The following is a 22581-nucleotide window of genomic DNA, read 5'->3' on the forward strand; positions in this document are numbered from 1 at the left end:
CCTTTTTTATTTCGCCATCAATGAATCAATTAGGCATTCTTCTCACGAATTAATTGCGCCATTAAATCAACATGCGCGGCATCCGCATTTAGGCATGGCACGTAATTAAACCCCTCGCCTCCAGCTTCCATGAATAGCTCCTGATTTTGCTCACATATCTCTTCCAACGTCTCCAAACAATCGACAGAAAATGCTGGGCAGATAACGTCCAATGTCTTAATACCCTGGTTTGGAAGCGTTTCAATGGTTTTGTCCGTGTAAGGCTGTAACCACTCTTCTTTGCCAAATTGAGATTGATAAGTCATCTTAATTTGCTGCTCAGAGAGCCCCAATTCAATCCCCAATAAACGAGTCGTTTCGGCGCAGTGTTGAGGATAAACATCGCCGTTATCCGCATAGCGCTTTGGTATGCCATGGTATGAACACAGTAATAAGTCACCGCGCCCATGTGTTTGCCAAGACTCACGCACTTTATCTGCAAGCGCTTTAATAAACAGTGGGTGGTTATGATAATCACCAATAAAATAGAGCTCCGGCAAATAGGCCGATTGGTTGAACACTTTCGCAAGCCCATCAAATACCGCTGCCGTTGTTGTCGCTGAATACTGAGGATATAAAGGCAGGACGACCAACCGTTCAACCCCCTGGGCGAGTAGCGCTTCCACGCCTTGTTTTAGGCTAGGTTCGCCATACGTCATACCTAGCTCAACAGGGAGATTTAACTGTTCATGCAAGGCGTCACGTTGCTGCTGAGAATACACCATCAATGGCGACCCTCCTTCCATCCAAATCGATTGGTACAGCTTGGCAACTTTCGGGGAGCGGATCGGTAAGATGATGCCATGTAAAATGGGACACCATAACCAACGACTCATATCAACAACCCGATGGTCATGAAGGAACTCGCTCAAAAACGATTTGACTCCGGAGGCGGTTGGTGCGTTTGGGGTACCTAAGTTGGCAAGTAGCACACCCGTCTTTTTATGTTCGTTCATCTCACCCTTTTCTATTTGTTATCGTCGCCTTTTCTCTACGCCAAACACGCTCGGCAAGATCAAAAAAAGCGACTCTTAAAGTCGCTTTTTACTATAACAATTTCATTCAAATACGGGTAGACGAATTACGCCAATGCCTTCTCAATATCTGCACTGACTTCATCAACTGGCTTCGTACCGTCAAACTGAAGGTATTTAGTATTACCCTGCTCAGCTTCTTTGCCGTAGTACTGAATAAGAGGAGCTGTTTGCTCATGGTAAACACCAAGACGTGCACGAACTGTTTCTTCTTTGTCGTCATCACGGATCACTAAGTCTTCACCAGTAATATCATCTTTACCATCGACTTTCGGTGGGTTGTACACCAAATGGTAAGTACGTCCTGAAGGTAAGTGCGCACGACGACCAGCCATACGTTCAACGATCACATCATCTGCCACGTCGAATTCGATCACGTAGTCGATATCCACGCCCATTGCTTTCAAACCGTCAGCTTGAGGAATGGTGCGAGGGAAACCGTCTAGCAAGAAGCCTTTTTCGCAATCGTCTTGAGCGATACGCTCTTTGATAAGCCCGAGAATAATGTCATCAGACACTAGTTGTCCGGCATCGATAACAGCTTTCGCTTGTTTACCTAACTCAGTTCCTGCTTTGATTGCAGCACGTAGCATGTCACCGGTTGAGATTTGTGGAATGCCGTATTTTTCTTGAATGAACTGAGCTTGTGTGCCTTTACCTGCACCTGGAGCACCTAGAAGAATGATGCGCATGTGTAATCCTCTTTAGATAAAAGTTTTATACCGAAGCTCACTGTGTCGCGACCACAAAAAGGTAGCTACGATAAGTTTCGGTATAAGATGACTTAAATTAGGCGTGCAAAATACACGCGTTGCTGTTCACATTCAAGTCTTGGATTTTATCACAACTTCAGGTAAAGAGGCGGCGTTTAAGACTAAAGAATGCCTTTTGATATCGATTTCACGACATAAACACCGAATTTAGCCGAAGATGTGTAAATTTCATTTAAAAACAAGATAAAAGCCCGCTTTATGCGGGCTTTTGCTTATTAATTTAGCTTATGACTTAGCCAAAAGTTGGTTAATGGCCCCAACGAATTGAGTTGGATCTTCCATAGAGCCACGTTCCGCTAACATTGCCTGACCTAGCAGAACTTCAACCCAACGCCCAAAGGCTTCTTGATCCGGTTCATCTGCCATGCGCTTAACAAGATCATGATTTGGGTTAATTTCAAGAATGTACTTCACTTCTGGCGCAGCTTGGCCAGCCGCTTCTAGTAGCTTGGCCATTTGCGTTCCCATCTCAAAATCATCGGTAACCACAACGGCTGGGGTTGATGCCAGTTTGAACGTGGTGCGGACTTCTTTCACGCGCTCACCCAAGTACTCCTTGGTACGCTCAACCACAGACTTAAACTCTTCCTCGGTTTCTTTCTGCTTCTCTTTTTCCGCTTCGTCTTCAAACTTGCTGAGATCCAAACCGGCTTTGGTGATGGACTGGAACTGCTTACCATCAAACTCGGTGAGGTAGTTCATCAGCCACTCATCAATGCGGTCATACATTAAGATGACTTCCAAACCTTTGGCTTTAAACTGTTCAAGGTGTGGGCTATTTTTCGCTGCTGAGTAGCTATCCGCGGTGAGATAGTAAATCTTATCTTGTCCTTCTTTCATGCGCTCGACATAAGAAGCAAGCCCGACATTTTGCTCAGACGACTCATTTTCGGTCGATGCAAAACGCAGTAGTCCCGCGACTTTCTCTTTGTTAGAGAAGTCTTCCGCTGGGCCTTCTTTCATAACCAAACCAAACTCTTTCCAGAAGGTTTGGTATTTTTCTGGATCGTTTTTCGCTAAACGCTCAAGCGTGGTGAGAACACGCTTAGTACAAGCGTTACGCAGTGATTGGGTCACTTTGTTATCTTGAAGAATTTCGCGCGATACGTTGAGCGGCAAATCATTAGAATCAATTAAGCCACGAACAAAACGCAGATAAGATGGCATAAACTGCTCAGCGTCATCCATAATGAAGACGCGCTGAACATACAGTTTCAAGCCACTCTTATGGTCGCGATTCATCATATCCCAAGGTGCTTTCGCCGGGATATAGAGTAAGCTGGTGTAATCGTTTTTACCTTCAACACGGTTATGTGCCCAAACGAGTGGTTCAGCAAAATCGTGTGAAACGTGTTTGTAGAACTCTCTATACTCTTCGTCGCTGATGTCCGATTTAGAACGAGTCCAAAGCGCTTGTGCTTTATTGACTTGCTCCCAGGTTTTTTCGTCGGTTTCGTTACCTTCGTCATCTCTAACTGTGGTCTGAATAAAGACTGGAATACCAATGTGATCAGAATATTTGTTGATCACTTCGCGTAGGCGCCACTCGTTAAGGAACTCTTTACCTTCGTCACGCATATGCAAAACGATGTCGGTACCTCGAGACTCTTTGCTTACCGTCTCGATGGTGTAATCCCCTTCACCGGCAGAGTGCCACTGAACCGCTTGATCAGCTGCAAGACCCGCAGCTCGAGTTCTTACAGTTACAGCATCAGCGACAATAAATGCCGAGTAGAAACCAACACCAAACTGACCAATCAATTGCGAATCTTTACTCTGATCATCGGATAATTTGGAAAAGAATTCTGCGGTTCCTGATTTGGCGATGGTACCAAGGTGTTCAATAACATCTTCTCGGCTCATACCAATCCCGTTATCAGAAATGGTCAGTGTGTTGGCCTCTTCGTCAAACGAGACTTTCACACCAAGATCCGCATCACCTTGGTATAGATCGGGGTTAGATAACGCTTGAAAGCGCAATTTGTCAGACGCATCCGAAGCGTTAGATATCAGTTCTCGTAAAAAAATCTCTTTATTGGAATATAAAGAGTGAATCATCAAGTGAAGTAGTTGTTTCACTTCTGATTGAAAACCACGAGTTTCTTTATTGTTAGTAACAGTTTCGCTCATGTTTGCTCCATAACCTAGTTACATAGCCATCACTTGAAATCGCACAAGTGATGAGTCGGAATGAGTTTGGTACTAAAAGTGAGGGTGCTAAATGTAAATTCAAGGTCAAACAGCATAAAAACATTGTTTTTTTGACATAAATTTTATTATTCTTGGGATCTAAAAAAATATAAATTCTCCTAGGGTTTCGTTTATTCCTACAAGGAGTAGACTTAGCCCAGCATTAAATATAAAAACATGTAGTGGTCTTACCCATGAGTCAAATTGGCACCAAGTTTAATCTGGCAAATCGTTTCATCTTCGACCCCAACAGCAATTCTCTTGTCGATTTAAACAACGAAAGTGATGTTATCCGTTTAGGAAGCAATGAAAGCCGCATCCTATTACTGCTTGCCGAAAAACCTAATGAAGTGGTAACTCGTAACGAGTTGCATGATTTTGTATGGCGCGAACAAGGCTTTGAAGTCGATGATTCAAGTCTCACTCAAGCCATTTCTACGCTACGTAAAATGCTTCATGATTCCACGCGTTCACCGGAGTTTGTAAAAACCGTCCCTAAGCGTGGCTACCAGCTAATTTGCCTGGTCGAGCAAACCAATGAACTTCAAGATACAACCCCAAGCGCGCCACCGAGCATCTCATCAATAAGCGAACCCCCTGAAGAAACGCCGACTTCGCAGAATGCGCCATCATCTGTAGATGAAACGGCGGTATCCATGCCTCAGGTGGAGAGTATCAATTCAACCGATATCGAATTGAGTAAACCCACGTACGAGGCACAGCCAGAAACGGAAAAGTTCTCATGGTTAAGTAAAACATTACTCGTATTGGCGGTGTTGCTACCCGTTTGTGTGCTTCTTTTTTCGCAGCCCAGCCAATCCACATTTCGTGACATAGCCGTTTATCATGATGTCCCGGTGAAAACACCGATTAGCCATCCATCATTACAAAATTGGCTGGGTTCGATTGAACGTTGTATCAATCAGTACAATGAGAGGTCTCACATCAACGGTGTTGCCCCTGAAGAAATCATCGCTACTGGAGGCCAAAATAATCAGCTTGTTCTCAACTACATTTATCCTCTCAATCATTCAGAGAACAATGTGACCTTAAGAATCTTCACCGATGAGAGCGGTCTTAATAGGGTGTGCCAATAAGGATGAAAAATATTAATCAAAAGATTGTTGGGTTAGTCATTCTGCTTTCGGTCGGTTTTAGCGCTTGGTTGTATTGGGGAAGCGACTTGAAAATGGAGCAGGTATTAACCTCTCGAGAGTGGCAATCAAGAATGGTCACCATCATCAACGAGCAAGAACAAAATGAGGGTGTTGGCCCACTTCAAAAGGCGATCGCTACCTCCAACGTAAAATACCTGCCGAACGGTCATTACATTCGTGTCGCAGCTATTACGCTATACGCAGAGAACAGCGAGGAAACCAGTGTTTTACGCTTTTCTGAAACCGGTGACTGGGGCATCAGTGATAACTATTTGCTGGTCTCCCCCACTGAGTTTAAAGATGTGTCGGCACAAACCGCAAAAAACTTCTCTCAATCTCAGTTAGCCTTGATTACTCAACTGTTTAAAGTGGATGCTCAGCAAAGCCGGCGCATCGATATCGTCAATGATAAAACCTTATTGCTGACCAGTTTAAGCCATGGGTCAACGGTGTTATTCTCAAACTAATCCCTCTAGGAGGTTCACTACGGTGAGCCTCTTTTTTATCATCGTCTTAGTGAAAGAGAAACCATGACAAAAGCTAAAATTGATATCTATTATTGTCGTCAATGTAACTGGATGCTGCGCGCAAGTTGGTTAAGCCAAGAGCTATTACATACTTTTAGTGAAGACGTAGAGCAGGTGGCTCTTCATCCTGATACGGGTGGGCGTTTTGAAATTTTCTGCAATGGGGAGCGCATTTGGGAGCGCAAACAAGACGACGGGTTTCCTGAAGCGAAAGTTTTAAAACAACGCGTTAGAGATGTGATAGACCCTGAGCGAGATTTAGGACATTCTGATAACCATAATAACCGAGCTTAAAAGCTCGGCTGTTATGCTCACTATCTTCAACCATCCAATGAATACGTCATCAAGGTTTGACCATCAAAATCTCGAACGAAAAGTTGTTGGCTGTCCATGTCGACTTCGCCATAACTTGGTACATACTCCTGACGTGGAAATGTCGTTGAGCCCGGATTAAAAATCACACAGTCATCGTCTAATTGAGCCACAGGAATGTGCGTATGCCCATGAACAATGACATCCCCAGCTCTGAGTGCTGGTCGTTTGGCGCTATTGTAGAGATGACCGTGGGTTAAAAACAGACGACGACCATTCGCCAGCAATACCCAAGCGTAGTCCGCAAGCATTGGAAAACCTAAAAGCATTTGATCGACTTCGCTATCACAGTTTCCCCTCACCGCAATAATACGCTCAGAGTAACGATTTAAACACTGAGCAACCTCGGCTGGTTGATAGCCATCCGGAATCGGGTTTCGAGGTCCGTGGTTGAGTAAGTCCCCTAATAAAATGAGCGTCTCAGCACCACTTTGTTCAAAGGCAGCAAGCATCTTTTCGGTGGCTGGTAAACTGCCATGCAAATCGGAAGCAATAAATAATTTCACAGCGCCTTCTCCTTTAAATTCCTAAGGACATTGTACCGATTTTGCTACCCATCGTCATCGGTCACCATGCCGTTCAAGACAATGTTGTTATAGCTCACCATTCCGATAACCTCACCCGATTCAATGACAGGTGCCCGACTGATACCAAAGCGCTCAAACAAACGAGCGCAATATTTCAGTTCCATATCAGGACTCACCGATAATGCCGGTTTCGTCATAATTTCATAAATATTAGTGCGTGTGGTCGCCCGATTTTGCGCCAACACCTTCTTAGCGATGTCATTCATTAAAACCAAACCAAATTCATCATGCTCATGGCGCTTATTAACAACCAAAGCTTTAACTTGATGCTTTTTCGCTAACAAGATGCCTTCTTTAACCGTGGTTAACCCATCCACCATTACGTAACTGTTCGCCATCACATCCCGCACACAGATTGCTTTATGCTCCTTCACAACTCATCCTCCACGACTTTGGTTAGACGCTCGACTTGGTGACTAACCCCCACGGCATCTTCTATATCGATTTGAATCGCAATTCCCTGCCCAGATTGGCTTTCAAATTCCCCGACCTGATTGATAGTTTCTAATATGTGCCGAGCAAGATGCTCTTCAACCACAAACAGCAAAACGTCTTTTTGTACCTCTAATGTCAGTCCTAAAAACGTCGGCTTTTGATTGAGACCTTGACCTCGCGCATTGTTGATGACGGTCGCCCCCGTTGCGCCAGCCTCACGCGCAGCATCAAGTACCGCATCGGTCCTACTGTCTTCAACAAATGCTACCAATAATTTAAATCGCATCGTGTTTCTCCTTTTGCTCAATACGTTGAGTCCACCACTGAGTGATCTGCGCATAAGCCATGACGGATATAATCGGAAATAAGCTCGCAAAGGCGATAAGACCAAAACCATCAATCATCGGACTGCGCCCAGGCACGGTTGATGCAAGCCCCAAACCTAGTGCTGCGACAATCGGTACAGTCACGGTTGACGTAGTGACACCGCCAGAATCATAAGCCAGAGGAATGATCATTTTAGGTGCAAAGTAGGTTTGCACCACCACCACTAAATACCCAGTAATAATGTAATAATGAATAGGGTCGCCAACCACAATGCGATAGCAGCCCAAAGCAATCCCAATGGCAACACCAAATGCAACGGATATTCGTAAGCCGTTCACTCGTATGCTGCCCCCTGAGACTTGGTTGGCTTTAATCGCAACGGCGATCAAAGCCGGTTCAGCGATGGTGGTGCTAAACCCGATACAAAACGCAAATAAATACACCCAGTAGTAATCTATCGCTTTTAATTGATGTGAAGGAACCCATTGCATCTCATGTAAAAACTTGGTGTCTGTTAGCTGCTTTGCCATCGTATCACCAAGTGGAAATAAGGCTTTCTCAAGCCCAATCAAAAAAAGTGATAACCCGATTACTACATAAACAAAACCCAGTATGACCTTGGGTAAATTCGCCACAGGCTTTCTCAAAATAACCCACTGGAAAACCACAATCATCGTCACTATTGGCGCCACATCCCCCAGCGTTCCGAGCAATGATGCCCACCACGACAGCCAGATCATACAACCACCCACATGCCGTAAAGCATGACGAAAATCATCGGTAACAAGGACGCAAAGGCAATTAAACCAAAGCCATCAATCATTGGATTGCGACCTTTTATCGCTGAAGAGAGCCCGATGCCGAGCGCGGTCACTAGAGGGACCGTAATCGTTGACGTTGTGACCCCTCCGGAGTCATAAGCAATGCCAATAATAGATGGAGGTGCCACCAGCGTTAGAGCCACAACCGCCAAATAACCACTAATAATGAACCTTTGAATGGGCCAGCCTTTCACAATACGTATGACTCCAAGAACAATGGCTACCCCAACGGACAATGCGACGGTTAATCGCAGCCCTAACGCATAACTCTCTATGTCCTCAATCCCGCTATGAATCATTCCCCCGTGAGCCGCGACTTCACTCGCTTCATCAGCGATGGCAGTGAGCGCCGGTTCTGCCACCGTGGTACCAAACCCCAAACAAAATGCAAAAACCAATAACCACATTAACGACCCTTTGCGAGCAAACGTTTGCGCCATCGTTTCTCCAATTGGAAATAGCCCAAGTTGCAGTCCGAAAACAAACAGCGTCAACCCCAACACAACCAAAAAAAGCCCACTTAGAATTGATAGCAAATTAGGTAGAGACTGCCCAAGCACGCCCCATTGGAAAAATGCGATGACAACCACAATCGGCAATAGATCTTTAAGGCTTGAAAGCATCGCTTTTAATAATGAAAAAAATCCGCCCATTCCTTCCTCACTTAGCTGACCTTCAAAGCTTGGCACAGCGCAGGTAAAGGGGTGTGATCCGACACTGAGCTTGGACATTTTTATGACTCGTCATGGGCTGTTTTGTTAACTCGAGACTTTGAAAGCACGAATCGACATCAACGGTTGACAAATTTATGTGTGTGAGTTTGTCTAAGTGACTATAATTCAAAGACTAAAGAAAGGAGGTGCGAATGGATATCTTGATCACCGGTGGTACAGGTTTCATTGGACGAGAACTGTTAAAATTGCTTTCGACCCATCGTATTACACTTGTTACACGCCAGCCCTCCAGAGCTAAACAGACGCTTGCGCATGCTGACATGGGAAATATCCACTATATTTCCAGTCTCGATGAATTCAGTGATTTTAATCAATTTGACGCGGTGATAAACCTCGCCGGAGAACCCATCGCCGATAAACGTTGGACCGCGGCGCAAAAAAGCAAGATTTGTCAAAGTCGTTGGCAACTCACCGAGCAGTTAGTTGAACGTTTCCATGCGAGCACAGAAGCGCCTTCGGTCTTTATCAGCGGGTCAGCCGTTGGCTATTACGGTGACCAACAGCAGCATCCTTTTGATGAGAGCCTGCAGGTGAATAACTCTCAATTTCCTCACCAGGTTTGCGCTCGCTGGGAAGAAATCGCGTTACGAGCGCGCTCTGAGCAAACTCGAGTATGTTTATTGAGAACAGGCGTTGTATTAGACCCCAGCGGCGGTGCATTACAAAAAATGCTTTTACCTTACAAAATGGGAATTGGAGGTCCTATTGGTTCAGGAAAGCAATACATGCCATGGATACATCGCCAAGATATGGTTAAAGCGATTGAATTTCTACTCAACACCCCACATGCTCAGGGAGCGTTTAATTTATGCGCTCCTCATCCTGTCACTAACCGCGAATTTAGTCACCAATTGGCTAAAGCTCTTAGAAGACCACATTTCCTTTTTACCCCTAAATGGGCAATTCGGTTGCTAATGGGAGAAAGTTCAGTACTGCTTTTTGACAGTGCGCGTGCCAAACCCAAAAAGCTCACCGAGTTAGAATTCACCTTCACGTACTCAAGACTAAAACCCGCACTGCATAATTTATTTGCACATACCGAATAACTTCAGCCATGACGAGATTATGACTTCACCATTAAATACAAAAATTGTCTTTATCACTGGGTGCTCCACCGGAATTGGTTATCAACTGGCTCAACAGCTCAACCAACGCGGATACCGGGTGATTGCCTCATGCCGAAAAGCCCAAGACGTTGAACGTTTGAGAAAACAAGGCCTCCATTGCCTACAACTTGATCTAAATAGTAGCCAATCAATCCAATCCACTGTTGAGTACTTATCACTGATTAAAGATGGGGACCTGTACGCATTAATTAATAATGGTGCATATGGTCAACCTGGTGCACTTGAGGACTTGCCAACTCAAGCGCTACGCGAACAGTTTGAAACGAACTTCTTTGGCTGGCATGAGCTCACAACCGGTTTACTCCCGATTTTACTGCGTCAACCTGACGCAAGAATAATTCAAGTGAGTTCGGTACTCGGCTTTGCAGCGATGAAATACCGCGGCGCGTACAACGCATCAAAATTTGCACTAGAAGGATGGACCGACACTCTCCGTATCGAGCTTGCCAGCACCAATGTGCAAGTAAGTTTAATCGAACCAGGCCCCATAGAAACGCATTTTCGTGCTAATGCGCTTGCGGCATTTAAACGCTGGATACAACGTGAAGGAAGCCGACATCAAACTCAGTACGAACGAGAACTAGAGCGACTCTCAAAAGCTACCTCAAAAAATCGCTTTGTCCTCCCTGCACAAGCATGTGTTCCACCTGTTATCGATGCACTCGAAGCAAAGCGTCCAAAAATTCGCTATCGAGTGACCACGCCAACAAAAGTATTTGCTTGCTTGAAACGCCTGCTTCCCGCTCGAATGCTGGATAGGATCTTGAACAAGGCCGCATAACACTTGCTCAAAATGTAATCAAATCGTAATACTGAGAATTTAAACTCATCTCCAATCACACTTCACGGCGTTGCATTTGGAGAACAAAATGACACTAAACCAATTAAATTGGCTTGGCGTGGGCATTGCTCTCACGATTTTATTACTGATTTAATCAGCGATGTGCGCTTACTTGTATTTCTAAAACACTGCGTTAGGCGGTGTTTTTTGTTTCTTTTGCTCGCCTACTCCTTGAATCTTTTTTTATTTTCCCCCACATAGAAAGAAACAGCCACTGATTTAGGATAACAAGATGCAATCCCCTTTTATTGTCGAGCTTAATGAACAGAACTTTCGAGAAGTCCTTGAGGGTTCAATGCAAACGCCCGTTCTGATTCACTTCTGGGCTTCTATGAGCCAAGAGAGTGCGGATTTGATCACGCCACTGCAAACATTGGCTCAGCAATATAACGGCGCATTCACACTTGCGTTATTGGACTGTGAGCAACAGCAAATGATCGCCAGTCAGTTTGGCGTTCAAGCACTGCCAACTATCGCGTTGTTTGTTAACGGCCAACCTGTTGATGGTCTAGGCGGTCCTCAACCCATAGAGGCCATTGAGCAAATGCTAACCAAACATCTGCCAAGTCAGGACGAGCTTCAATTGCAGAATGCGCAGTCCATGATTGCTCAAGGCAATTACGTGGATGCGCTTACTGTCTTACAATCGCTTGCCGAAGAACTCAAAAACCACGGCGAAGTAAAGCTACTGATTGCCGACTGTTTATTAGAGACTCAGCAGTTTTCACAAGCGGAAGCCCTGCTTGAGACCATTCCGCTCGAATACAAAAATCACAATGAGTACAAACAGTTAGTTTCTAAATTAGAATTACACCAGCAAGCCGCTGACAGCCCTGAAATTCAAGCACTTGAAGCACAATTACAAAGTGATGGCAATAACCCTCAATTAGCCCATGACTTGGCGGTTCAATATCATCAAGTAAGCCGTGATGAGGAAGCACTCGCTCTACTGTGGAGTTATGTATCGAAGGATCTCAATGTATTAGATGGTGAACTGAAAAAAGTATTTATGGACATTTTAACAGCGTTGGGGCAAGGCAATGCCATCGCCAGTAAATATCGCCGTCAATTATATTCTATCCTTTATTAATAGGATTTTCTTGTTATCACATAGAAAGGCCAGCTATTTGCTGGCTTTTTTATTTACACATGTCATTAAAAAACATTTAAATCAAAAAATTAAATAACTTAATGTGTAGAATTAAGTAAGTAATAGAATAAACATTTCCCCTATTACATTTTCAGCATCATCGACAATTTAGGGTTTATTTCGACATCAACCAAAGATATTTTCTCACTTATTTATTATCAATAAATTTGATTTTGTAAATTTTTTTGATCTTTTCTTGATTAAAAACATACTTATTAACGCATGTTTCACTATCTCAATCGAGGTTATTATGAAATTATTAAGTATGATGTCGGCGCTCGTTCTCTCACTACTTTTTAGCTTTTCAGCCGTTGCTGCTCAAAATGCAGGAAGCTCAGCGACTGGGCCTAATGTAGATTGTAAGATGGCAGATGGAAGCATAAAGACTTTTCCAATGGTCATCTGCAAATATTACCGAGGAATATAATAATCAATTGAATAGCGTAGAATAAGGAGCCGATGCTCCTTATTTTTATTCTGTATCTAATAACCACGCTAATATTTGTTTTTTCTCTTCGCTGCTTGCTTGCTCATACCAATAACTCAGCATTTGTGTTGGTTGTGATTGGGTTACCATCTTGGTGTTAATACTATTACGATTTACGAAAGCCCAATCTCTAAACTTACCTTGCTCAGTCGTCGACGCTTTGTCATACCAATAAGTGATCATTTCCTGAGCACGGCTGACTTGCGAAGTAACTTGTGCCGACTGGGATTGAATATTGTCGTGATTGGGCGATTCATTCAGATAGGTGGCCTCTTTCCGAACAGCGGAGAAATAGGCTTTAGGTATCGAAAACTTGACCGTATGTTGGTGATTTTCAGCCGTTAATGTGAATTCAACAAACTCCGACGGTTCGCTATCAATATATTGCTCAGAAATGGGGAATGTAAACCACTGACTGACTGTGCAGTGCTCTGTGCATGTTTCCGCTATAGGGCGATCATTGGTGAGTTGATAACGCTTTTGCCCGATTTGTACATAAGAAAAATGATCGTAATTTTTAAAATAGCTGACTTCCCCCGAAATGGATGATGACTTGGTGGTTTCCTGCCCTGATTTTGGAAAAACGCCAATATAACTTAATTGTGATTTAACAATATTTTGCCCAGATAAAGCCTGAGTCTCCGGAGTGATCGATTTACCCGTAACTTGTACAAAGTCCCGCCTCTCTGTTGTACTTTTGATTACATCAGTAAACTCGCTTGTACTGTTCAGTGTACTGCATCCGCCAGCACCAAACATAACAGCCAAGACAATCCAAGCTTTTAATTTATTCATACAACGTATCCTTTGTCATTTATGAAAACACCGACCTGAGGCCGGTGTTTTGTCAAAAAGGTAGAGGCTAACTCTTAGAATCCGTATTCAAGCCCGACACGTACGAATGCCAATTTATCACTCGCATTGTAAGCGTCATGCTGACCTACGCGCAGATATGGCACAAACCCATTATGAACATACATTAACTGTGCAGATAAGACTTCATCATCGTCATTCTGCTCAACACTGTTAACTTCTGATTCTAAGTTTGCTGCATAACCTAGTTTAAAGCCCCAAGGCCCATTCCAATATTGACCGATAATCGAGTATTGGCCTTGCTCGCCAGTTTCTCCACCAACAACTTTCGATGCGCCCTCTGTATACTTATATGCACCAGCTAGGCCAAAACCAGCAGGCAAAGGTAGTTCGAAGCCAATAATGTAGGCTTTAGCATCCACAAGATAGGTAGCATCCGCTTCTGCAGCGTCTTTATAGTCAAACTTGAATTTTGAGTTATTTTCAAAACCTGCATGCAGTGTTACAACATCAGCAGCATTATAATGTACGGCAGCACCTAAATGATTAGAGCCATCAGTGCCAGTATCACCACGACCAGCAGAAAGACTGAACGTTAAACCTCCAAACGCTGGAGAATCATAACGAGCAATATCTCCCTTACGGTCATAATGACCAGCAACATCACCACCCCAGTCAAATACACGTCCGAGACCTGGGTTTGAGTATGGCCAGTCAACGATTTCATACATTGGAGTGAGCATACGACCAAAGCGAACCTGCCCCCAGTCACCACGAAGACCTAAGAAAGTATCACGAGCACCAAGTGTCGATCCCGATCCATCCTCACCAACGTAACCAGATTCAATTTGCATAAACACATTCACATTATCGAACATGTCTTTACTTGCACGAAAACCAATCCGTGACTCGTTTTCGTAGTCGTAACCATTACCATCTTCTTGATAGAAAGCAGAAATTGCTGCGACACCGTATACATCAACTTTAAAATCAGAAAGAACGCCAATTTGACCTGTTTCTCCCGCCGCCATTGCGCCTGTTGAAGCAAAGGCGACTACTGCGCCAAGTAATGTGCGTTTAAACATTTTGTCCATGGAAAAGAACTCCTAAATATGGATATAGCTGTTTAGATTGCTTTTCTCCTTAAGTTGGCCGCCGAAGGGAAAAGCGCTCCTTTATTGAAAATCAGGCCTCTGTCGGTACCTGTTTTCCTTATCTGCATACACCTCGTGTATCCATGTCTAAGAGATTATCCGGGAGAGAATAAACATCAACGTATACTTATTTTTTTACTAAAAAAATATGAGTCACTACAAATTTTAAACCGCAGATTGATCTGCCTCGAAAGTATTGACAAAAACAACGATATAAAAATAAAATCATTAAATTTCAATAGTTTATTTAATCGTTAATATTGGATACTTTGAAGTCACTCGCAGAGTAATAACCATATAATCGATGATTATCAGATTATGAAGTGAATCACAGTGTTATTCACAACGATGAATTAGCTACTTATTTCTTTAAAAAAATAAAGGCCCATTCATGATGAATGGGCCTTTCAATCCTCAAAATAGGATGACAATTATAGTAAGTCGACTAAGTCTTGCTCTGTTTTGATTTCTACACCCAGTTCTTGGGCTTTAGCCAGTTTGGAGCCAGCGTTATCTCCGGCAAATAAAATATCCGTATTTTTTGATACACTCCCCGTCACTTTCGCGCCTAAGTTCTGTAGCGCTTCTTTTGCTTGAGTTCGAGTTAACTGCGTTAACGAACCAGTAAGCACGACCGTTTTTCCTGCTAACGGCTGCGGGGTGGATTCATCTGGAACTTCAATATCAGGCCAGGTCACGCCCAGTTCGATAAGATCTTGAATCACTTTCTGATTCTGCTCTTCGGCAAAGAACGCAGTGATGTGGCTGGCCACAATTTGGCCGATGTCTTGAACCTCAACCAATTGTTCTAAACTTGCCGCCTGAATCGCATCAAGAGTTTTGAAATGATTGGCAAGATTTGATGCTGTCGCTTCTCCGACTTCTCGAATACCCAATGAGTATAAAAATTTAGCCAGTGTCGTTTGCTTAGCCACATTTAATGCGTTGACAATATTCTGAGCCGACTTAGGTCCCATTCGCTCAAGTACTGTAATCACGCCAGCACTCAAGCGGAAGAGATCCGCGGGTGTCGTCACCATTTCACGTTCAACAAGCTGCTCAATGACTTTGTCACCAAGGCCATCGACATCCAACGCTTTACGAGAAACGAAATGCTTCAGCGCTTCTTTGCGCTGCGCGCCACACACCAACCCTCCAGTGCAACGGGTGACCGCTTCTCCTTCGACGCGTTCGACTTCAGAATCACACACTGGGCAGTGAGCCGGAAATATAATATCTTTGACCTCTTCTGGACGTCGCTCTAGTACCACCGAGACGACTTGCGGAATCACATCTCCCGCACGGCGAATCACGACGTGATCGCCAATTTTTACGCCCAACCGGTCGATTTCATCCCGATTGTGCAGTGTTGCATTACTAACCGTCACACCGCCGACAAACACGGGTTCCAATTTGGCAACAGGTGTAATCGCCCCAGTTCGTCCAACTTGAAACTCAACGTCACGTAATAGCGTAATTTCTTCCTGAGCGGGAAACTTATAAGCAATCGCCCAGCGTGGCGCTCGAGCAACAAAGCCTAGCTGCTGCTGAATCGCAATATCATCGACTTTGATAACCACACCATCAATTTCGTATGAGAGTTGGTCTCGACGCTCAAGAATATCTTGATAAAAGGCTTTAACTTCTTGCATAGAACCAACACGTCGAGTTTCTGGACACATCGGCAGTCCCCAACGTTTTAGTTGTAGAAAGCGATCATAATGGCTGGGGGCTAGCTCAACGCCTTCAACAACACCAACACTGTATGCGTAGAAGTTGAGGGGGCGCGTTGCGGTAATGCGTGAATCTAACTGTCTCAAGCTCCCTGCGGCTGCATTACGCGGATTGACAAAGACTTTTTGTCCTTTCTTCAACGCTTGCTGGTTGAATTGCTCAAATCCCGCTTTAGGCATAAATACTTCACCGCGCACTTCCAAACGCTGAGGCCATCCCTCACCTCTCAGTTTCAACGGTATGGCCTTAATGGTACGAACATTCTCTGTAATATTTTCGCCATTAGCCCCATCCCCACGGGTAGCAGCACGTACCAAAACACCATTTTCATATAAGATACTCACCGCTAAGCCATCCAGCTTAGGTTCACAGCAGAAACCATCAAGCGCTGCCGCAGGAATTCGGTCTTGCATCCGCTTGTAGAAACTATCGATCTCTTCATCATCAAAAGCATTATCGAGAGAAAGCATCGGTATTTCATGGGCAACGGTTTCAAACCCGTCAAGAGGAGCCCCTCCCACTCGCTGTGAAGGTGAATCTATCGTTATAAGATCGGGATGTTGTGCTTCAATCTCCTGTAGCTCACGCATTAAACGGTCGTATTCTGCATCTGGTATCTCGGGGGAATCTTCAACGTAATACTTTACCGAATGGTAATGAAGGGTCTCTTTTAATTGATTGAGCTTTTCTTGAATCTCTGTCGACATAACGAACTCTAGTCTTAATAATTTATCTTGGTCTATTCGGCATCAGCGCTTGAATAAGTTGCTTGCAGTATCATACCTTAATCTGAGCGCGATACCGATAACAAAAAAGGCCCCATAACTAGGAGCCTTTCGAAGTATTACTGCGATGAATTTTATGCGCTTTGCTGCGCTTTAAACTTCTGAATTTGAGCACGATAGGTGTCAAGCTTATCAGGCGTTATCAAGTTACGTTTATCATCCAGCACATTGCCACTGAGATCATCCGCAATTTGCTGCGCCGTTTTCAGCATCAGTTTAAAGTTTTGCTCTGGATCGCCATAGCAAGGCAATGTCATAAAGAATGAGATACCTTTGGTGGTAAAGGTCTCAGGATCATCATGCTTGAGAGTACCAGGTTGCATCATATTGGCGACGCTAAATAATACTTTGCCCGTCCCCGACATGTCGGCATGGCGATGAAAAATATCAAGCTCTCCGTAGAGCAACCCATTTTGCTGCATGCTATCAAACAGCTTGGTTCCCACAAAGGGCTCACTGCCAGAACAATGGACATTAAGCACAATCACTTGCAGGTCATCTTCGGGGGTTGCTTTCGAATCATCTTCAGTGCTTGGTGTCGCCACTGGCTCTTGTCGCGGCTCAGGCTCAGGCTGAATCTCAACCGAAGGTAGCTCTTCTTCGACGGGCTCACGACGAGCACGAATAAATGGCGGCGGCGTTTTATCCTGCTCCTCATCATCATGTGACGTCATTTTTTCGCCAGTGAGCGGATCGATATCTGTTTGAGTCGCACTAAAGTCAGGCTCTTTCCGTTCTTTACGAATGATCTCAAAATCATCTTCTGGCGCAAATGTGGGCTCAGCAATGTCATCTTGCTCATCTTTGTTGATTTTTAATTTGCCAAGCGGTTTATCACCAAACTTCGCCTTTCCTTCTTTTTTGCTGGTCCACAAACCGTGGAACAATAGTGCGGCTATCGCTAAGGCACCAACAATAATGAGTACGAATCGCAGTTCCTGCATTGCTTGCTCTCAGTTGCTCGAAAAGAAAATTAAGTCAGTAATTAAAACAAGTTACTAACAATAATAAAATACGCGTTATTTACTTACTTTACCAAAACTAACCACTGTTTTAGAACAACTTAATGTTAGAAGTTCCCATGATGTTGTGATTTTGAACACGCTTTTTTTCTTGTAAGATGCATATTCGCTCAATCAATCACAACTTAGTAGTGACACATATGGATAATCAATTAAAACAAAGAACCGGATTTGGTTACTTTTTCTACGGCTTAGAAATTGCCATGATGCCCAAAATTCGTCGTTTTGTGCTCCTACCTCTTCTTGCCAATATTATTTTGGTCGGCGGCGCGCTGTTCTATTTATTCTCCCACCTTAATGGTTGGATAGAACAATTAATGGGACAGTTACCAGGGTTCCTTGCCTGGCTCAGCTACATTATCTGGCCGCTACTGGTATTAACCATTCTTGCGACCTTCTCTTATTTTTTTAGTACTCTGGCCAACTTTATTGCCGCGCCGTTCAATGGGCTATTAGCCGAAAAAGTTGAAGAACGTCTCACCGGAAAAAAAGTGAGTGATGACGGTTTCATGAGCGTGGTCAAAGACATTCCTCGAGTCTTAGCCCGTGAATGGCGTAAACTGGTTTATCTACTCCCAAAAGCGATTGGCTTATTCATTCTGCTGCTCATCCCGGCATTGGGGCAAACGGTGGGTCCCATCCTTTGGTTTATATTTACCGCTTGGATGCTGGCCATTCAATATTGTGACTATCCATTTGATAATCATAAAGTCAGCTTTAACGACATGAGACACAATTTGAAACAAAAACAAGGCAAGGCTTATGGGTTTGGAGTTTTAGTGTCTATCTTTACCACCATTCCCGTGCTGAACCTAATCGTCATGCCTGTTGCTGTGTGCGGCGCGACCGCAATGTGGGTGAATGAATTTCGTCATCAGCATGACAAAATCCAGTAACTGAGAGCTAAGTCAAAACGACTAATCTAGCTTCTATATCTTATAACTTTTTAATCCTTTTCAGGTTTTTTACGCTGTCTTATGCTGATTCCTGTTAAGTGATGAATATACACATGCTGGCGCTCAACTCACACAGCGTCGGTAAACTGAAGGATCTAATACCATGAGCAAAATCTACGAAGATAACTCTCTTACCATTGGTAATACACCGCTTGTTCGCCTAAACAAAGTCAGCAAAGGCAATGTGTTAGCAAAAGTTGAAGCTCGTAACCCAAGCTTCAGCGTTAAATGCCGTATCGGCGCTAACATGATTTGGGATGCAGAAAAACAAGGCAAACTAAAGCCTGGCGTTGAGCTTGTAGAACCTACAAGTGGTAACACTGGTATTGCCCTCGCATTTGTTGCCGCTGCACGTGGATACAAACTGACACTCACCATGCCTGAATCAATGAGCCTAGAACGCCGTAAGCTTCTTAAAGCGCTTGGCGCCAACCTTGAGCTTACTGAAGCAGCAAAAGGCATGAAAGGAGCGATTGATAAAGCAGAACAAATCGTTGCTAGCGATCCAAGTAAATACTTGCTGCTTCAACAATTTAACAACCCAGCTAACCCAGAGATTCATGAAAAAACAACGGGCCCAGAAATCTGGGAAGCAACCGATGGTGAAGTAGACGTATTCGTCGCGGGCGTGGGTACTGGCGGTACATTGACAGGAACCAGCCGCTATATCAAAAACCAAAAAGGCAAAGCCATTGTTTCTGTTGCGGTTGAGCCAGCCGAGTCTCCAGTGATTGCTCAAGCACTTGCGGGTGAAGAAATCAAACCCGCTCCACACAAAATTCAAGGTATCGGCGCAGGTTTCATCCCTCAAAACTTGGATTTGGACCTGATTGACCGTGTTGAGCCCGTCACTTCTGAAGACGCGATTGCTATGGCTCGTCGCCTGATGGAAGAGGAAGGCATTCTTGCGGGTATCTCATCAGGTGCCGCCGTTGTTGCAGCAAACCGACTTGCAGAACTCCCTGAGTTTGAAGGAAAAACCATTGTAACCATCTTGCCAAGCTCAGGTGAACGTTACCTAAGTACCGCGCTATTTGCAGGCATCTTCACTGAGAAAGAGAACCAGCAATAATCTGTGGTCAAATCAATTTTTAGTCTAAAAAAGCCCCTTTGAGGGGCTTTTTTGTTGATCCTATCCGAGCCTTTGGTAATATCACGGTGTTTTATTTTTAGCTTCAAAATAAAGAAGCTGCATAAGGTTTCATATAAAGCAACTGCTTAGAATATTACTTCTAAGACTGTTGTAAAAATCATAATTAGTATCAGTTCTGACACACAAACCTCATTAACCTTCTAGCGGAAATGTGGGTTACCAGTTAAGCTGAATCTGATTAAGAAATTAACAAATATAAATCAATATTGGGGTATAAAACATGTACGAGAAGCAAGTAGAAATCACTGCAGAAAACGGTCTTCACACTCGTCCAGCTGCACAGTTCGTTAAAGAAGCTAAAGGTTTTGATGCGGACATCACTGTGACTTCTAACGGTAAAAGCGCTAGTGCAAAAAGCCTATTCAAACTGCAAACTCTTGGCCTAGTAAAAGGTACTTTAGTGACTATTTCAGCTGAAGGTCCTCAAGCTCAGCAAGCAGTTGACCACCTAGTTGAACTTATGGATCAACTACACTAATTGGGTCTCCTATTCTGAAGCCATTTTGCCCTCGCAAAATGGCTTCGTTGGCAATAGGCCCAAAACTAAGCTACAAGTATCGTTAGCGCGATTCAATAATCTCCCGTTTAAAGTTGACCAGTTTAAGGTAAGGCTATGATTTCAGGTATTCTGGCATCTCCTGGTATTGCTATTGGTAAAGCACTACTCCTTCAAGAAGATGAAATTGTCCTAAACACACACAAGATTTCTGATGGCCAAGTAGAAGCCGAAGTTAAGCGTTTTTATGACGCTCGTGACAAATCGGCTGCGCAACTTGAATCAATCAAGCAGAAAGCTTTAGAAACATTTGGTGAAGAAAAAGAAGCGATCTTTGAAGGTCACATCATGCTTCTTGAAGATGAAGAGCTAGAAGAAGAAATCCTAGCATTGATCAAAGACGAAAAACTTCACGCAGATAACGCCATTCATACTGTTATCGAAGAGCAAGCGACCGCGCTTGAGTCTCTTGATGACGAGTATCTAAAAGAGCGTGCAACAGACATTCGTGATATCGGCTCTCGTTTTGTGAAAAACGCACTCGGTATCAATGTCGTGTCCCTAAGCGATATCTCAGAACAAGTTATCCTAGTGGCTTACGACCTAACGCCTTCAGAAACCGCGCAAATTGACCTTGACTACGTTCTCGGTTTTGCGTGTGATATCGGCGGCCGTACTTCTCATACGTCTATCATGGCTCGCTCTCTTGAGCTTCCAGCGATCGTTGGTACGAACGACATCACTAAGAAAGTACGTAATGGCGATACTCTGATTTTGGACGCGATGAACAACAAAATCATCGTTAATCCTTCTGAAGCGGAACTTGAAGAAGCGAAAAAAGTTCAAGCTGACGTTATTGCTGAAAAAGAAGAACTTGCAAAAATTAAAGATCTTCCAGCAGAAACCACTGACGGACATCGCGTAGAAGTTTGCGGTAACATCGGTACCGTAAAAGACTGCCAAGGTGTATTACGTAATGGTGGTGAAGGTGTCGGCTTGTACCGCACTGAGTTCCTCTTTATGGACCGTACTTCGCTTCCGACTGAAGAAGAGCAATACGAAGCCTACAAAGAAGTGGCTGAAGCGATGCACGGCGAAGCTGTGATCATTCGTACTATGGATATCGGCGGTGACAAAGACCTTCCATACATGGATTTGCCACAAGAAATGAACCCATTCTTGGGTTGGCGTGCAGTCCGCATCAGCTTAGACCGTCGTGAAATCCTACGCGATCAATTACGCGGCATTCTGCGCGCGTCTGCACACGGTAAGCTTCGCGTCATGTTCCCAATGATCATTTCCGTCGAAGAAATTCGTGAACTGAAGGACGCCATTGAAGGTTATAAAGCGGAGCTTCGCGAAGAAGGCCTAGCGTTTGACGAAAACATCGAAATCGGTGTGATGGTTGAGACGCCAGCGGCAGCAGCGATTGCTCACCACCTAGCCAAAGAAGTGGCATTCTTCTCTATCGGTACCAACGACTTGACTCAATACACATTGGCAGTTGACCGTGGTAACGAAATGATTTCACACCTATACAACCCACTGTCTCCTGCAGTACTAAACGTGATCAAACAAGTGATTGATGCGTCTCACGCTGAAGGTAAATGGACAGGTATGTGTGGTGAGCTTGCTGGTGATGAGCGTGCGACTCTACTTCTTCTCGGTATGGGCTTAGATGAATTCTCAATGAGCGGCATTTCTGTCCCGAAAGTGAAGAAAGTCATCCGTAACTCGAACTTCGCTGAAGTGAAAGCAATGGCAGAAGAAGCTCTGTCACTGCCAACAGCAGACGAAATTCAAGCGTGCGTTGATAAGTTTATCGCTGAAAAAACAAAATAATCTGATATGCCAATACATTAGACGA

22 protein-coding genes are annotated in these 22581 nt (G+C 44.1%); 10 read left to right on the top strand and 12 right to left on the bottom strand.

The window, feature by feature from the left end:
• Window positions 1-29 precede the first annotated feature (29 nt).
• From hemH to htpG, 3 genes are all read right to left on the bottom strand, one after another.
• Complete coding sequence (gene hemH, locus M1D72_RS17530) at window positions 30-995, bottom strand: ferrochelatase (RefSeq protein WP_456296031.1); 966 nt, start codon at window positions 993-995, stop codon at window positions 30-32.
• Window positions 996-1120: 125 nt separating this feature from the next.
• The gene (adk, locus tag M1D72_RS17535; RefSeq protein WP_390189066.1) at window positions 1121-1765 is read right to left on the bottom strand and encodes an adenylate kinase; all 645 of its coding nucleotides are present in this window, start codon (window positions 1763-1765) and stop codon (window positions 1121-1123) included.
• A 306-nt stretch (window positions 1766-2071) separates the two neighbouring features.
• The gene (gene htpG / locus M1D72_RS17540) at window positions 2072-3976 is read right to left on the bottom strand and encodes a molecular chaperone HtpG (RefSeq protein WP_456296032.1); all 1905 of its coding nucleotides are present in this window, start codon (window positions 3974-3976) and stop codon (window positions 2072-2074) included.
• Window positions 3977-4230: 254 nt separating this feature from the next.
• Here htpG and M1D72_RS17545 point away from each other — a divergent pair, with 254 nt between their 5' ends.
• From M1D72_RS17545 to M1D72_RS17555, 3 genes are all read left to right on the top strand, one after another.
• Entirely contained in the window at window positions 4231-5133 is a 903-nt protein-coding gene (locus M1D72_RS17545; protein ID WP_456296033.1) for a winged helix-turn-helix domain-containing protein, read from the top strand.
• 11 nt (window positions 5134-5144) lie between these two features.
• The gene (locus M1D72_RS17550; protein ID WP_456297422.1) at window positions 5145-5660 is read left to right on the top strand and encodes a regulatory protein ToxS; all 516 of its coding nucleotides are present in this window, start codon (window positions 5145-5147) and stop codon (window positions 5658-5660) included.
• A gap of 63 nt (window positions 5661-5723) precedes the next feature.
• The gene (locus M1D72_RS17555) at window positions 5724-6014 is read left to right on the top strand and encodes a SelT/SelW/SelH family protein (RefSeq protein WP_456296034.1); all 291 of its coding nucleotides are present in this window, start codon (window positions 5724-5726) and stop codon (window positions 6012-6014) included.
• Between the two features lie 26 nt (window positions 6015-6040).
• On the opposite strand, the gene yfcE is transcribed toward M1D72_RS17555, so the two are convergent.
• Genes yfcE through M1D72_RS17580 form a run of 5 tightly spaced genes read right to left on the bottom strand, consistent with a single transcriptional unit; the run spans window position 6041 to window position 8915 of the window.
• On the bottom strand, window positions 6041-6598 hold the full coding sequence (yfcE, locus tag M1D72_RS17560) for a phosphodiesterase (protein WP_456296035.1): 558 nt from the start codon (window positions 6596-6598) through the stop codon (window positions 6041-6043).
• A gap of 44 nt (window positions 6599-6642) precedes the next feature.
• Complete coding sequence (locus tag M1D72_RS17565; RefSeq protein ID WP_456297423.1) at window positions 6643-7017, bottom strand: CBS domain-containing protein; 375 nt, start codon at window positions 7015-7017, stop codon at window positions 6643-6645.
• A 32-nt stretch (window positions 7018-7049) separates the two neighbouring features.
• Window positions 7050-7400 carry a P-II family nitrogen regulator gene (locus tag M1D72_RS17570; RefSeq protein WP_456296036.1) on the bottom strand — a complete coding sequence of 117 codons (351 nt, stop codon included), beginning with the start codon at window positions 7398-7400 and terminating at the stop codon, window positions 7050-7052.
• Window positions 7390-8181, bottom strand: a complete 792-nt coding sequence (locus M1D72_RS17575) for a DUF1538 domain-containing protein (protein ID WP_456296037.1) — start codon at window positions 8179-8181, stop codon at window positions 7390-7392. The genes M1D72_RS17570 and M1D72_RS17575 overlap by 11 nt, the downstream gene beginning before the upstream one ends.
• The gene (locus tag M1D72_RS17580) at window positions 8178-8915 is read right to left on the bottom strand and encodes a DUF1538 family protein (RefSeq protein WP_456297424.1); all 738 of its coding nucleotides are present in this window, start codon (window positions 8913-8915) and stop codon (window positions 8178-8180) included. Before M1D72_RS17580 ends, M1D72_RS17575 begins: the two co-directional genes overlap by 4 nt.
• 212 nt (window positions 8916-9127) lie before the next feature.
• Between M1D72_RS17580 and M1D72_RS17585 the strand changes: the two genes are divergently transcribed.
• The 3 genes from M1D72_RS17585 to M1D72_RS17595 all read left to right on the top strand — a co-directional run bounded on the left by M1D72_RS17585 (window position 9128) and on the right by M1D72_RS17595 (window position 12054).
• On the top strand, window positions 9128-10042 hold the full coding sequence (locus tag M1D72_RS17585) for a TIGR01777 family oxidoreductase (protein ID WP_456296038.1): 915 nt from the start codon (window positions 9128-9130) through the stop codon (window positions 10040-10042).
• Window positions 10043-10061: 19 nt separating this feature from the next.
• Window positions 10062-10904: an SDR family oxidoreductase gene (locus tag M1D72_RS17590; protein ID WP_456296039.1), complete on the top strand. Its 843-nt coding sequence runs from the start codon at window positions 10062-10064 to the stop codon at window positions 10902-10904.
• A gap of 292 nt (window positions 10905-11196) precedes the next feature.
• Window positions 11197-12054 (top strand): co-chaperone YbbN, encoded by an 858-nt coding sequence (locus M1D72_RS17595; RefSeq protein WP_456296040.1) that lies wholly within the window; start codon window positions 11197-11199, stop codon window positions 12052-12054.
• Between the two features lie 532 nt (window positions 12055-12586).
• Here the strand turns inward: M1D72_RS17595 and M1D72_RS17600 are convergent.
• The 4 genes from M1D72_RS17600 to zipA form a co-directional block, all read right to left on the bottom strand.
• Complete coding sequence (locus M1D72_RS17600) at window positions 12587-13396, bottom strand: hypothetical protein (RefSeq protein ID WP_456296041.1); 810 nt, start codon at window positions 13394-13396, stop codon at window positions 12587-12589.
• Window positions 13397-13470: 74 nt separating this feature from the next.
• The gene (chiP, locus tag M1D72_RS17605; protein ID WP_456296042.1) at window positions 13471-14508 is read right to left on the bottom strand and encodes a chitoporin; all 1038 of its coding nucleotides are present in this window, start codon (window positions 14506-14508) and stop codon (window positions 13471-13473) included.
• Window positions 14509-14999: 491 nt separating this feature from the next.
• On the bottom strand, window positions 15000-17009 hold the full coding sequence (ligA, locus tag M1D72_RS17610; RefSeq protein ID WP_456296043.1) for an NAD-dependent DNA ligase LigA: 2010 nt from the start codon (window positions 17007-17009) through the stop codon (window positions 15000-15002).
• 152 nt (window positions 17010-17161) lie between these two features.
• Window positions 17162-18031 carry a cell division protein ZipA gene (gene zipA / locus M1D72_RS17615; protein ID WP_456296044.1) on the bottom strand — a complete coding sequence of 290 codons (870 nt, stop codon included), beginning with the start codon at window positions 18029-18031 and terminating at the stop codon, window positions 17162-17164.
• Between the two features lie 218 nt (window positions 18032-18249).
• On the opposite strand from zipA, the gene cysZ reads away from it, so the two are divergent.
• From cysZ to ptsI, 4 genes are all read left to right on the top strand, one after another.
• Window positions 18250-19005 carry a sulfate transporter CysZ gene (gene cysZ / locus M1D72_RS17620; RefSeq protein WP_456296045.1) on the top strand — a complete coding sequence of 252 codons (756 nt, stop codon included), beginning with the start codon at window positions 18250-18252 and terminating at the stop codon, window positions 19003-19005.
• A 163-nt stretch (window positions 19006-19168) separates the two neighbouring features.
• Window positions 19169-20137 (top strand): cysteine synthase A, encoded by a 969-nt coding sequence (cysK, locus tag M1D72_RS17625; protein WP_390189050.1) that lies wholly within the window; start codon window positions 19169-19171, stop codon window positions 20135-20137.
• A gap of 301 nt (window positions 20138-20438) precedes the next feature.
• A complete protein-coding gene (locus M1D72_RS17630) occupies window positions 20439-20696 on the top strand; it encodes an HPr family phosphocarrier protein (protein ID WP_390189049.1) in 258 nt (85 codons plus the stop codon).
• 135 nt (window positions 20697-20831) lie between these two features.
• Window positions 20832-22556, top strand: a complete 1725-nt coding sequence (gene ptsI, locus M1D72_RS17635) for a phosphoenolpyruvate-protein phosphotransferase PtsI (RefSeq protein WP_456296046.1) — start codon at window positions 20832-20834, stop codon at window positions 22554-22556.
• Window positions 22557-22581: the final 25 nt, after the last annotated feature.

The sequence above is a fragment of the Vibrio sp. AK197 genome, from assembly GCF_053903115.1.

Excerpts from the sequence above, each read along its gene's own strand:
- hemH (WP_456296031.1), bottom strand. The coding sequence starts at position 995 with ATGAACGAACATAAAAAGACGGGTGTGCTACTTGCCAACTTAGGTACC.
- adk (WP_390189066.1), bottom strand. The coding sequence starts at position 1,765 with ATGCGCATCATTCTTCTAGGTGCTCCAGGTGCAGGTAAAGGCACACAA.
- htpG (WP_456296032.1), bottom strand. The coding sequence starts at position 3,976 with ATGAGCGAAACTGTTACTAACAATAAAGAAACTCGTGGTTTTCAATCA.
- M1D72_RS17545 (WP_456296033.1), top strand. The coding sequence starts at position 4,231 with ATGAGTCAAATTGGCACCAAGTTTAATCTGGCAAATCGTTTCATCTTC.
- M1D72_RS17555 (WP_456296034.1), top strand. The coding sequence starts at position 5,724 with ATGACAAAAGCTAAAATTGATATCTATTATTGTCGTCAATGTAACTGG.
- M1D72_RS17565 (WP_456297423.1), bottom strand. The coding sequence starts at position 7,017 with ATGGCGAACAGTTACGTAATGGTGGATGGGTTAACCACGGTTAAAGAA.
- M1D72_RS17570 (WP_456296036.1), bottom strand. The coding sequence starts at position 7,400 with ATGCGATTTAAATTATTGGTAGCATTTGTTGAAGACAGTAGGACCGAT.
- M1D72_RS17575 (WP_456296037.1), bottom strand. The coding sequence starts at position 8,181 with ATGATCTGGCTGTCGTGGTGGGCATCATTGCTCGGAACGCTGGGGGAT.
- M1D72_RS17580 (WP_456297424.1), bottom strand. The coding sequence starts at position 8,915 with ATGGGCGGATTTTTTTCATTATTAAAAGCGATGCTTTCAAGCCTTAAA.
- M1D72_RS17585 (WP_456296038.1), top strand. The coding sequence starts at position 9,128 with ATGGATATCTTGATCACCGGTGGTACAGGTTTCATTGGACGAGAACTG.
- M1D72_RS17590 (WP_456296039.1), top strand. The coding sequence starts at position 10,062 with ATGACTTCACCATTAAATACAAAAATTGTCTTTATCACTGGGTGCTCC.
- M1D72_RS17595 (WP_456296040.1), top strand. The coding sequence starts at position 11,197 with ATGCAATCCCCTTTTATTGTCGAGCTTAATGAACAGAACTTTCGAGAA.
- M1D72_RS17600 (WP_456296041.1), bottom strand. The coding sequence starts at position 13,396 with ATGAATAAATTAAAAGCTTGGATTGTCTTGGCTGTTATGTTTGGTGCT.
- chiP (WP_456296042.1), bottom strand. The coding sequence starts at position 14,508 with ATGGACAAAATGTTTAAACGCACATTACTTGGCGCAGTAGTCGCCTTT.
- ligA (WP_456296043.1), bottom strand. The coding sequence starts at position 17,009 with ATGTCGACAGAGATTCAAGAAAAGCTCAATCAATTAAAAGAGACCCTT.
- zipA (WP_456296044.1), bottom strand. The coding sequence starts at position 18,031 with ATGCAGGAACTGCGATTCGTACTCATTATTGTTGGTGCCTTAGCGATA.
- cysZ (WP_456296045.1), top strand. The coding sequence starts at position 18,250 with ATGGATAATCAATTAAAACAAAGAACCGGATTTGGTTACTTTTTCTAC.
- cysK (WP_390189050.1), top strand. The coding sequence starts at position 19,169 with ATGAGCAAAATCTACGAAGATAACTCTCTTACCATTGGTAATACACCG.
- M1D72_RS17630 (WP_390189049.1), top strand. The coding sequence starts at position 20,439 with ATGTACGAGAAGCAAGTAGAAATCACTGCAGAAAACGGTCTTCACACT.
- ptsI (WP_456296046.1), top strand. The coding sequence starts at position 20,832 with ATGATTTCAGGTATTCTGGCATCTCCTGGTATTGCTATTGGTAAAGCA.